9 protein-coding genes are annotated in these 11,438 nt (G+C 66.9%); 5 read left to right on the forward strand and 4 right to left on the reverse strand.

What is annotated here, in order from left to right:
- Nucleotides 1-82: 82 nt before the first annotated feature.
- Nucleotides 83-598 (forward strand): metallopeptidase family protein, encoded by a 516-nt coding sequence (locus NG701_RS08405; protein ID WP_252566362.1) that lies wholly within the window; start codon nt 83-85, stop codon nt 596-598.
- A 19-nt stretch (nt 599-617) separates the two neighbouring features.
- Here the strand turns inward: NG701_RS08405 and NG701_RS08410 are convergent, their stop codons facing one another.
- The 3 genes from NG701_RS08410 to NG701_RS08420 are packed head-to-tail and all read right to left on the reverse strand — an operon-like array spanning nt 618 to nt 6,110.
- A complete protein-coding gene (locus tag NG701_RS08410) occupies nt 618-2,210 on the reverse strand; it encodes a DUF5719 family protein (RefSeq protein WP_252566365.1) in 1,593 nt (530 codons plus the stop codon).
- A complete protein-coding gene (locus NG701_RS08415) occupies nt 2,203-5,535 on the reverse strand; it encodes a glycosyltransferase family 2 protein (RefSeq protein WP_252566367.1) in 3,333 nt (1,110 codons plus the stop codon). Before NG701_RS08415 ends, NG701_RS08410 begins: the two co-directional genes overlap by 8 nt.
- A gap of 29 nt (nt 5,536-5,564) precedes the next feature.
- Complete coding sequence (locus NG701_RS08420) at nt 5,565-6,110, reverse strand: WhiB family transcriptional regulator (RefSeq protein WP_252566370.1); 546 nt, start codon at nt 6,108-6,110, stop codon at nt 5,565-5,567.
- A 412-nt stretch (nt 6,111-6,522) separates the two neighbouring features.
- Between NG701_RS08420 and NG701_RS08425 the strand changes: the two genes are divergently transcribed.
- Complete coding sequence (locus tag NG701_RS08425) at nt 6,523-7,221, forward strand: TIGR03089 family protein (RefSeq protein WP_252566373.1); 699 nt, start codon at nt 6,523-6,525, stop codon at nt 7,219-7,221.
- 10 nt (nt 7,222-7,231) lie between these two features.
- Here NG701_RS08425 and NG701_RS08430 read toward each other — a convergent pair whose 3' ends face one another.
- Complete coding sequence (locus tag NG701_RS08430; RefSeq protein ID WP_252566376.1) at nt 7,232-7,807, reverse strand: GtrA family protein; 576 nt, start codon at nt 7,805-7,807, stop codon at nt 7,232-7,234.
- A gap of 173 nt (nt 7,808-7,980) precedes the next feature.
- Between NG701_RS08430 and NG701_RS08435 the strand changes: the two genes are divergently transcribed.
- The 3 genes from NG701_RS08435 to NG701_RS08445 are packed head-to-tail and all read left to right on the forward strand — an operon-like array spanning nt 7,981 to nt 11,421.
- On the forward strand, nt 7,981-9,177 hold the full coding sequence (locus NG701_RS08435) for a 5-(carboxyamino)imidazole ribonucleotide synthase (protein WP_308292590.1): 1,197 nt from the start codon (nt 7,981-7,983) through the stop codon (nt 9,175-9,177).
- Entirely contained in the window at nt 9,174-9,761 is a 588-nt protein-coding gene (purE, locus tag NG701_RS08440; RefSeq protein WP_252566379.1) for a 5-(carboxyamino)imidazole ribonucleotide mutase, read from the forward strand. The genes NG701_RS08435 and purE overlap by 4 nt, the downstream gene beginning before the upstream one ends.
- Nucleotides 9,762-9,771: 10 nt before the next feature.
- Nucleotides 9,772-11,421, forward strand: coding sequence for an LCP family protein (locus NG701_RS08445; RefSeq protein WP_252566382.1), 1,650 nt, complete (start codon nt 9,772-9,774; stop codon nt 11,419-11,421).
- The last annotated feature ends 17 nt before the right edge of the window (nt 11,422-11,438 follow it).

Raw genomic sequence — 11,438 nt, forward strand, 5'->3', positions numbered from 1 at the left:
ATTTGCCGAAACTGCCGCCGCGCCCTGGCACGCAAACCGGGGCTATGTCGCGTAATTCTGCGCCCGGGTTTACAGTCAAGGTATGCAGTCATCGAACCAAGATTCAGCTTTTACGGTCCGTTTGGCTGACCCGGATGACCGCGCCGCAGAAACGGGTTCGGGTTCGCCCGGCCGAAGCTTTGCGATGCGCCGCCGGAACCGCCACGGCCGCGGCCTGCGCGGGGAGCTGGTGTTGCCAACGCACCCCGGTTATCGGACGCGGTCGGACCGCTTTGACGACATGGTGCTGGATTCCGCGCAGCGACTCCACGACATCTGGGGCAAAACGCTCGACGGCGTCCGGTTTGCCGTCGACGAAATACCACCGCAGCTGGAGCAACTGGTGGCCGACGCCGCCCCGCCTCCCATGGGCGTCTACACTCCCGCCACGGCAGAGGAGGGCCCGGTGATCACCCTGTACCGCCGGGTGGTTGAGCAGGGTTGCGCCAGCCGGGAGGAACTCCAGGACCTGGTGCACGACGTCGTGGTGGAACACACCGCCGAAATGCTCGGCGTAGCGCCGGAGACCCTGGATCCGGTCTACCGCCGCCGGTACTGACTCCGCCGGTACTGGCCGGTCAGTATCCCAGGGAAACCGGCACTTTTTCCTGCCCTGAAGCCGCCGGCGTGAAGGCCACCGTGGAGACGTCGTCCCGGCCTTCCTGCTCCAGGAGCAGCGCGCCGTAGACAGCGTCACCTGACGCGGAGACAACGTACGCCACCACTTCCGACTCGTCCACCTTCTCGGATACCTTGATGGACGTTGTGGTGCCGCCGGCGACGTCGGCAGTGGCTGCCGCGCGGATCTTGCCGTCCGCGGTGATGGCAGCGTAGGAGACCGTGGCCCGGTTCTCGAGGACGCCGAACACGAGGGTTCGGTCACCGCCCTGGGGCACAGGCACCACATGCTGGCTTCCCAGCCGGACACCGGAGGCAGCCCAGGCAACGTCCGAGGCCTTCTCGTTCGTGACGCCCCGGGTGACGCGGGTTGCGGCCACAAACGACACGTCCGAACTGGTGGACACCGTGTAGTGGCCGGCGGGCACGCCAGCCAGCGAAATCTCGGTGACGGCCCCGGCTCTTGCCGTGACAACGCCGCCGCCGGGGAGCGCTTTCTGGCCATCACGACCGAAGAGCTTGACCTCCACCACCGCGTCCGACGGTCCCGGAACAGTGATGGCCAGCGCGGGGCCGGCGTCGTTGAAGCCGCTGTTTCCCGTGAGGGCGGAGATCGCGCCGGCGTCCTGGATGTCGACGCCGGTCATGACCTGCCGTGCGGCCGGAGCGGCGCCCGGAGCAATGAAGTCGACGCCGCCGGGCGTCAGTCCCCTCAGGACACTCTGCTGGATGGCCGCGGCCACGGGACCGCCCGCGCTCCGGACATGGACCGTGAGCTGGGCTTCACCAGGGGCCAGGCCAGCCAGGACGATTGAGCGGGTACCTCCCGGAGCGACCAGCAGCCCCCTGCTGCCTGGGGCCTGGATCTGACCCTTGCTGCCGAAGAGCTCCAGGCTGACGGTGGCAGGTGTGCTTGAGGCGTTGCTGAGGACAAGGACGGAGGCGCGGCCCACGGTGGTGCTGGCACCGGAGAGCCAGAGGTCGTTGGCGGGCGGCTGGCAATTGGCAGCCGCCGAGCCCTGCAGGTCACCGTCCGTGGCCGTGAATTTCATAAGCCCGGCGGCTGAGGGCTTCTGGCCTGCCTGGGCGTCGGCGCTCAGGAGGCTGGCGTCATCCACGCTGTGCCCGGCGAGGACGCCGGCGGTCAGGTCCTGGGGACCTGTCCCCTGGCCGGGCTGGCTGCCGTCCTTGGCGATCTCGACGGCGGGCGTCCCGTCAAGGGCGGCGAGCCTGCTGCCGGGAAGGACACCGCCGGGAGCGCTCAGGACGGCGCCCGTGACAGCGCTCTTGGCGGTCGCGGATTCGGGGCTGAACTGGGGGTCGGTGCCCGCCTCCGTTCCTTCGAGCAGGCGGGCCGGGCCAGGACACACCCCCGCGCTGGCGCCTGCGGGAACTGCAGCCAGCACGGCCGGGATGCTGCGGCTCCCTGCCGGCTGCGGAGCGACCGAGGCGGCAGCGAGTCCCGCGCCTGCTGCGGCCACAATCGCCACGGCCGAGACCATGCCTGCCAGCATCTGCTTGCGCGGCGTCCTGCGGGCTGCGTCCTTATGCATTCTGGTGTTCCTTACGCAAAGATCCCTCGTCCCTCGAGAGCCCTGTGTTGGGCCGGCGCGCGGGCATGGGAATGGCGAGCATTACAGTGAGTCCGATCACTGTGATCTGTGCGATTCCGGACCAGAGGGCCCAAGGGGCGTCGTAGCGGATGGTCAGCTGGCCGGCGGTGGCAGGCAAGGTAAAGGCCTGGGCCGAGCCGGATGTCGTGGCAGTGAGCTTCCGCCCGTCGAACCAGGCCCTCCATCCCGGGTCCGCCCGTTCGGCGAGCACCACCAGCCGCCCTTCCGGTCCCTCGGCGACGGGAGTGTCGACGTCGTCGTATTTGGAGGGCACCAGCGCCACAGTGGCGCCGGCGCCGTCCACGATCCTGACGCGATGGGCAACGTCGGCGGGCTGCAGTACCGGCTGGTTCAGCGGCGTAATCCGCCAGAGCCAGCCGACATCCGTCTGGCCGACGGCAACGAGCCCCGGAACTGCGTCCATCCTGCTGGCCGTGAGCTGGGCGGCGGTATCTGCCGAGCGCAGCACCACGAATCCGGCACCGAGGCGCTCAAGCTCGGGACGGGGGTCCACGCCTTGGCCGGCCACAAGCGTGGCCACCACGCTGCGGATGGACGCCGTGACGTCGTCGTCCTCCCTGACCGACTCCTGGCCGGGCGCGCCCAGGATGTTCCGGGCGGCGGCAATCGTTGACAAGCTGTCCAGGGTGGTCCCGGCACCGCGCATCAGGGCCGCGTCAAAGGCGCCGTTCTCCTGGGTGCTGATCAGCAGCGTGCGTGTCTGCTCCGGCCCGGTGCCACGGTCTATGGCGGTGGCGGGAAGCGTCCGGGCGCTGCCTGGCTCCACCAGCCTTGGCGTTCCCAGCGCGGGCCCTGCCGGCACGTCGGCCGGGAGGGCAACGACTGAGGAACGGAGCAGGTTCTGCGCCGACCACACCGCCATGCCGGCCAGCGGACCGGCAAGCAGCACCAGCATGGCAAGGGCCGTCGCGGAGCGAAGGGCCACGTTGCGCCGAATACTCGGCGACGCCGCCCGGTCCGCGGCATCAAGCAAACGCTCTGCACCGATCAGGGCTGCCCCGAGCAGGGCGAACCCGGCGGCGGAGACGGCCGGACCGGTGAAGGGTGTCACCAGGGTGTCGGCAGTTGCCCCGGTGGCAACGTGCCCTGCGAGCCAGCCACCGGCGAAGATCACCAGAGCCGCCACCCAGAGAACATGTGCCGTCCTGCTGCGCTTACCCGGGAGGAACAGGGCGGCAACGGCAAGCAGCAGGACGGGAACGGCCAGCAGCAGTGCGAGCACGAGTGCCCATGGGATCGCCTGGCCGCTGAAGAACGAAAGGCCGGACAGGCCACCTTCGGCGGAGAACAGCAGCGGCTGGCCCAGGAACTGCTGCCACAGCGGGGCCGCCTCGAATCCCAGCGGAACACCCGGGTCTGCCAGCAATGCCCGCGGCCGGTCGATAACGGACAGCCCGAAAGGGAGAAAGAGCGCGGCGCTGGGCAAAAGAGCCCACCACACGGTGCGGCCACGGCGGCCAAGCATCAGCCCGCAGAGCACAATAACCACAACGGCCGGGACTAGCAGTGAAGGCGCCGACGCGGTCACAACACCCAGCGTCAACCCTGCGGCGGCGGCAGCGGTCCAGGACGGCATGCCGTTGATCCCAGGCCGTGCGGGTGGTTTTTCGGTGAAACGCCGGTCATCCGCGGACGGGACAATGAACCGTCCGTGGCCCACAGCGGACCCGGTGGCGCGCAGGAGTGCCAGGACCAGCAGCGGAATCATGATGTGGGCCACCAAGGCACCGGCTCGGCCCTGGTTCAGTGCTATCTGCAAGGCAGGAGCGGCCGCCCAGAAGAGTGCGGCAACGAGGCGGAAGCGGCGCCGGATGGTCAGGCCCCCGGCCGCAAACCATGCGGTCAGCCCGGAAAGCGGGGCGGCGAGCAGCAGGAGCCAGGCCATGGCCGCGTTGGCGTCTCCCCCGCCGAGCAGGCCAAGGATCCACAGCACATAGCCGAAGGGGTCGCCCTTGCCCGGAAGCCCTGCCCCCAGGCTGATCCACGAGCTGGAGGCGTGGTGCCAGATTTCGCCAAGGGTGGAGGACACCGGAATGAGGCCTCCACCGGAAACAGCGTCGGCCCGGAACAGCCCGGTGAGCGCCGTGAGGGAAGCCACGGACGCGATGACGATGGCGGCGATGGCGCCGGTCCCCACCCAACCCCGTTCGGTGGTGGTCAGGGCAGCGAAGTCATCTGATGAGTCCCCCGTGGGCTGGTCCGCCAGGGGGTCATGGACCAGGCCATCGGCCGTGGAGTTGTCGGCGCCCAGGGCTTCCATCAGGGAGCGGCGGTGGTTCCAGACTTCACGCCGGGGCGTCTGCAGCTTCTTGATGACGGACCGCCGGATCCGCCGGCTGTTTGCCGCGGTCCTGCGGGCCTTTGCCACGGCACCGGGCCGGGCCAGGGCAGCGAATGTGGCCACAAGCTGGGAGAAACCGTGCCCGGGATCCTTGACCGCGATGCTGAGCACGAGCTTGAAGATGCTGCCCAGCAGCGCACCGACAGCATGGATAGGCACCTTCCACAGCGGGGCGTGCTTGAGGCGCAGATGGACCTGGGCTTTTCGCGCCGCGGAAGCGTTGCCCTGGGCATGGGGCCGGTGGGCTACGTGGAACATCCGTGCGGTGGGAACTACCACCACACGGTGCCCGGCGAGGCGGTTGCGCCAGCAGAAGTCGACGTCGTCGCCGGTGCCCGGCAGCGCGGGGTCGAAGCCCTTCAGGAGCTCCCAGATATCACGGCGGACCAGCATGCCGGCCGAGTTCACCGCAAACGTGTCAGTGCGGCCGTTGTACTGGCCCTGGTCCAGTTCGTCGGCATCGATCAGGGTAAGCCGCTCGGCCCAGCGGCTGGTGGAGAGTCCGACGTCGATCAGCCGGCGTTCCACGTGCCAGTCCAGTTGCTTGCAGCCGGCCACGGTCACGGATGGTGCGCGTTCCACGGCACTGAGGAGTTCGGCCAGCGCCTCCGGGGCCGGAGCCGCATCGTCGTGAAGCAGCCAGACCCACTCGGTGGCGGCGCGCTGGGACTGGCCTGCCCAGGGCGCGTGCGTGTTGAGCCCGGCGCGCACGGCGCCGCCCATGCCGCTCTTGCCGGGCGGAAAGGTGCTCACATTGGTTGCGCCGAAGGCCCGTTCCAGGAGGACGGCGGAGTCGTCACGCGATCCGGTGTCCACTCCGATGACGGAGTCCGCGGGCCGGGTCTGGTCCGCGAGGGCAGCCAGGGTTCTGGGGAGATAGGCACTGCCGTTGTGGGACACCACAACGGCAGTGACATGTACTTCCTGAAGAATTAGATTGCTCGCTTCCTTAGCCGCCGGCGCTCACGCTCGGAAAGGCCACCCCAAATGCCAAACCGTTCGTCGTTTGCCAGCGCATATTCCAGGCACTGCGACCGCACATTGCATGCACCGCAGACCTTCTTGGCGTCGCGCGTGGATCCGCCCTTCTCCGGGAAGAAGGCTTCCGGATCCGTTTGCGCGCACAATGCATCAGTCTGCCAGCCGAGTTCGCCTTCGTCGTCGAAGTCCTGCCTGAACGGCAGTCCGATCCACACCGGCTGAGTACTTGTTCCCTGTGCCGGGGTGCGTAGTTCCATGGGCGGATCCAGGTCGTCATCGTCCTGATCGTGTCCGCCGTCAAGGAGTGCTTCGTGCGCCGCCAGGAAGGCTGTGGCCTGGTTCTGGAGGGAGTCATTGGTGTTGCGGTTATGGCGGTCCGCGGCGTCGGGATCCGCGGGATCGACGTACCAGTCGCTCGGCACCCCCCGTGCGCGGTATTTAGCCGTTGCCAGTCCAGCGACGACGGCATCTTCATGGATACGCTCTGCTTGCCCCACTGCGACCCTCCCCAAATGTTGCAGCCCTTGCCTGAATACTTGGACACTCGGTTGCGTGTCCGTATTGATGCAGTGACTTTCGATATCTAATTACACGCGTGTAACTAGTAGGGAGTCAAGCCGTGGACGGGATAATAATCAACTTTCCGGGCCAATCGCTGGCACGCCACGCCCGGGAGTTTTTCGAAGTCCCCGCGCGCCGGAGGCCTGACGGTCCGCATCGGCGGCCAAAAGGTCCCGTTTCCGCTGAGTAGCTGCCAAAAATACAGGCGCAGCCCGAATTAGACAAATAAGATGACAAACTCCTGTGAGTAACATCACAGCCCTGCGGGACCCGCCTGGGATCCTTAGGGACTCGGCGCGCGGCATCCCCGCCACGGACGCCCCATGGGGTCCGTGACAAGATAAAGCCATGAGTATCCCGGCGATAGATCTGATGACCACCCTGCGTTCCGGCCACGCCACGTCGCCCCGCCTGACCTGGTACGGCCCGGACTCCGAGCGCGTGGAACTCTCCGGTCGTGTGCTGGACAACTGGGTGGCAAAAACGAGCAATCTGCTGCAGGACGAACTCGATGCCGAGCCCGGCATGCGGCTGACCCTTGACCTGCCAGCCCACTGGAAGTCAATGATCTGGGCACTGGCCGCCTGGCAGCTGGGCATGGAAACAGTCCTGGACGGCGGGGAGGCGGAGCTCCTCGTCACCGACCGGCCCGGAACCGTTGTGGGGAAGCACGACGCCGTTATCGCCGTCGCGCTGCCGGCCCTGGCGATGCGGTGGCCGGGTGACCTGCCTGCCGGAGTCATCGACTACGCCGCCGAGGTCCGCTCCCATGGTGACGTCTTTATGGCACACACGGACCCTTCGGCGGCCGGCTGTGCCATTCGGGCTGGCGGAGGCCAGCGGCACATCCACGAAAGCCTGATCACTGGTTTTGCGGCGTCGCATGAGGAAGGCGTCAGGCTTCTGGTCCCGGCTTCTGAAGGGCTGGAGCCGGCGCTGGCGGACTCGCTCGGCGCGTGGCACAGCGGTGGTTCAGTGGTGCTGGCGCACCCCGATGTGGAACTGACGGACAAGCTGCTGGCCGCGGAACGCATCCACGGCAAATAGTTTTCCTGCGTCAGGGCTGACGGCGGCTTTCTTGTGAGTCCCTGTCCGGCTGTTCCCCGCGCTGGGCGGCGGCAGCAGCAGCCTTCTCCTGGTGGTGCCGCTCGATGAGCTCGTGGTCGTGGGAGAACTCCGGTTCCTGGTCCAGTTCTTCGTTGAAGACCCAGAACCGGTAAGCGAAGAAGCGGAAGATGGTGCCCAGAACCAGGCCCACCACGCTGCCGGCTATAAAGAGCGAGGGCTTGTCGTTCAGGTCCAGGATGTACTTCGCGAACCAGACGCAGCCTGAGGCGATCAGCAGTCCCACGAGGTTCATGATGGCGAAGAGCACGGCCTCACGGGCCACGTTGGCCTGCTTGCGGTGGCGGAACGTCCAGTAACGGTTGGCAACCCACGAGAAGATGCTTGCCACGATGGTTGCCACGGCCTTGGCCCAGACCTCGCTGCCGTGCATCGGACCGGTGAACAGCCAGATGAAGATTGCCGAGTCAATGACGAAGGCCACACCGCCCACGGCTCCGAACTTGGCCACTTCACGCCAAAATAGCGAGGCGAGCCCCCGGATACGATCTGCAAGTGCGCTAAACATGACCCTCCATGGCCGTCCGTTCATTGGGCCACACGGCCAGAGGTCTATTTTAGACCCGAAATCGGTGAACCGGCCCCACGCGGAGTGCAGGGTGATCGCGGAAATACCCGAAAAGCGGGCCCCCCGACGTCCCAAAGCCCGGATCCCGTGAGCTTTTCTGTAGGCTGGCATATGTGACTTTTCCAGTAATCGGCGTGGTTGGCGGCGGCCAACTCGCGCGCATGATGGCCCCGGCCGCTACCGCCCTTGGCTTTGAACTCCGTGTCCTGGCTGAGGCGGAGGACGTTTCAGCCGTGTCGGCTGTGTCCACTTCACCGGTGGGCGACTACAAGGACCTCCAGACTCTCCTCGACTTCGCGGACGGCCTGGATGTCATGACGTTCGACCACGAACACGTCCCCACGGACCACCTCCGCGCGCTTTTGGCCGCCGGCGTGAATGTCCAGCCCGGTCCGGACGCCCTGGTTAATGCCCAGGACAAGCTGGTGATGAGGGCCGCCATCGACAGCCTTGGGCTCCCGAACCCCACCTGGGCTGCTGTCGCTGACGTCGCCGCGCTCGTGGTCTTCGGCGAAGAAACGGGTTGGCCCGTTGTCCTCAAGATGCCGCGCGGCGGCTACGACGGCAAGGGCGTGCGGATCATCGACTCCGCCGAGGCCGCCGAAGAGGCTGCTCCGTGGTTCGAAGCCATGAGCCCGCTCCTCGCCGAAGCCAAAGTTGAGTTCAGCCGCGAACTGTCCGCGCTGGTGGCGCGGACCCCGGGCGGCGAAGCGAGAGCATGGCCGGTGGTGCACACCATCCAGGTGGACGGCGTCTGCGACGAAGTCATCGCCCCTGCCCTGGACATCCCCCTCGAGGTCGCCGCGGCTGCGGAAGACGCGGCACTGCGCGTCGCCACGGAACTGGGCGTCACCGGAGTCATGGCGGCGGAACTCTTTGAAACACCGGGCTCCGGCGCCGGCTTCCTGATCAACGAACTCGCGATGCGCCCCCACAACACCGGCCACTGGACCCAGGACGGTTCGGTCACCAGCCAGTTTGAGCAGCACCTGCGGGCGGTCCTGGACCTGCCGCTGGGTGCCACCGACATCGTGGGCCCGATAGTGGTCATGAAAAACTTCCTGGGCGGCGACAACCAGGATCTGTTTTCCGCCTACCCGGCCGCCCTCGCCAGCGAGCCGGCCGCCAAGGTCCACTGCTACGGCAAGTCAGTGCGTCCGGGACGCAAGATTGGCCATGTCAACCTCGTAGGGACCTCCACGGATGATGTGGACTCGGTCCGGCAACGCGCAACCCGTGTGGCGGCCATCATCCGCGACGGCCGGGTTCCCACCGAAGAATCAGCACGGATTTCCGAGGAGAACGCATGACCACCGAAACCACCACCGGCACCGCCCGCACCGGCCCCCGTCCCATCGTTGGGCTGGTCATGGGCTCAGACTCGGATTGGCCGGTCATGGAGGCCGCCGCGGATGCATTGGCTGAGTTCGGCATCCCTTTTGAAGCCGATGTGATCTCCGCACACCGGATGCCCACCGAAATGATCCGGTACGGCCAGACCGCCCACGAACGCGGGCTGCGCATCATCATCGCGGGCGCCGGCGGAGCTGCCCACCTTCCCGGCATGCTGGCGAGCGTGACTCCCCTGCCCGTTATTGGCGTCCCGGTCCCGCTGAAGACCCTGGACGGCATGGATTCCCTCCTCTCCATCGTGCAAATGCCGGCCGGCGTTCCCGTAGCCACCGTGTCCATTGCCGGTGCCCGGAACGCAGGCCTGCTCGCGGTCCGGATCCTCGCGTCGGGCACGGACGAACTGGCAGCCTCGCTCCGCGCCGACCTCGTGCACTTCGCCCAGGAACTCAACGACGTCGCCACCCGCAAGGGAGCCAACCTCAGGCAGAAAGTCAGCGAAGTCTTCGCCGACGGCAATGGTGTTCTCCGGGGCAGCCGTTAAGGAACCGGACATGTCCAGAAGCGAACCGCAGCAGCCAGCCACCGGCACGATCATCACTGATCCCGTCCGGTATCCGACCAGCGCCTCAGCCCCTGTCCGGACCAAACGGGGCTTTGCCCTGGTCCTGATGACCCTTCTGGTGCCCGGCAGCGCCCAGATTGTGGCCGGCGACCGCAAGCTCGGCCGGATTGCCCTGCGCGTCACCCTGACCGCCTGGGCTTTGCTGGCGGTCACCCTGCTGCTGCTGGCCGTGAACCGGTCGCTCCTGATCAACATCCTCACCAATCAGTTTGCCTCGCTGGTGATCATCCTGGTCCTGGTGGCCCTGGCGCTCGGATGGGCGTGCCTGTTCATCAACACACTCCGGCTGATCCGCCCCGTCCTGCTGGCACCGGCGGCGCGTCCCGCCGTCGGCATCGCCATGTTCCTCGCCCTGGTCCTGAGCAGCGGCACCCTCGGGTATGCCGCGTACCTGCTGAATGTGAGCCGCAACGCCATCGGCAGCATCTTCGCGGGGGGACCAGCGATCGATCCCGTGGACGGCCGCTACAACTTCCTGATGATGGGCGGTGACGCCGGCGACGACCGTACAGGCAGGCGCCCGGACAGCCTGTCCGTACTCAGCGTGGACGCAAAGACCGGCCAGACAGCCATCATCTCCGTGCCGCGCAACCTGCAGAACGCCCAGTTCAGCGAAGGCTCGCCCATGCGCGAGATCTACCCGGACGGCTACGACTGCGGCGACGCGTGCCTCATCAATGCCATCAACACCGAAGTGACCAACGAACACGCGGACCTGTACCCGGGCGTCGCAGACCCCGGCGCCCAGGCCACCCTTGAGGCGGTATCGGGGACCCTCGGGATCACGGTCCAGGCCTACGTGCTGGTGGACATGGATGGCTTCGCCAAGCTGATCGACGCCATGGGCGGAATCCGGATCAAGGCCGGCGGCTGGGTGCCTATGAGCGGCTACTTCGACGAAGTTACCCGCACTCATGGCATGCCCTTGGGCTGGATTCCCGCCGGTGAACAAACACTCGATGGCGACCGCGCACTTTGGTACGGACGCTCGCGCGAATTCGTCGACGACTACGCCCGGATCCAGCGTCAGCAGTGTGTCCAACAGGCCATGCTCAAACAGCTGGATCCGGCCACGCTGGTGTCCAAATTCGAGGACATCGCCAGCGCAGGCACCAAAGTGGTGGATTCCAACATCTCCTCCTCCCAGCTGGGCAGTTTCGTGGATCTCGCCATGAAGGCCAAAGGCCAGGAAGTCAAACGGCTGACCATCGGGCCACCTGATTTTGACGCATCCTTCTCCACCGTGCCCGACTTTGACATCATCCACGAGAAGGTGGACCAGCTCCTGGCCTCCGCGTCGGGGCAGCCCCAGGCTGCCACGCCGGTCGACGGCATCTTGCAGCCCGCCGCGGCCGGCGGACGGCTGCAGGCGTCCTCGCAGCTGCCCACGGCTGCGTTCCTGGCAGCCGGTGGAGTCCGCGCGCAGACTGCCCCGCCGTCGTCGGACTTCACGCCGGTGACCACAACGCCCGACGGCGAGCCGATCACCGAGGCGATGCTGAACCAGCTCAAACGCGAAGGCAACGAACAGGCGCTGCGTGAACTCGTGGCCACCAACGGCCAATGCGCGCCGCTCTAGGCCCGCTGCGCCGTCGC

Origin of the sequence: Pseudarthrobacter cellobiosi, from assembly GCF_023913815.1 — a bacterium.
Lineage (GTDB): Bacteria > Actinomycetota > Actinomycetes > Actinomycetales > Micrococcaceae > Arthrobacter > Arthrobacter cellobiosi.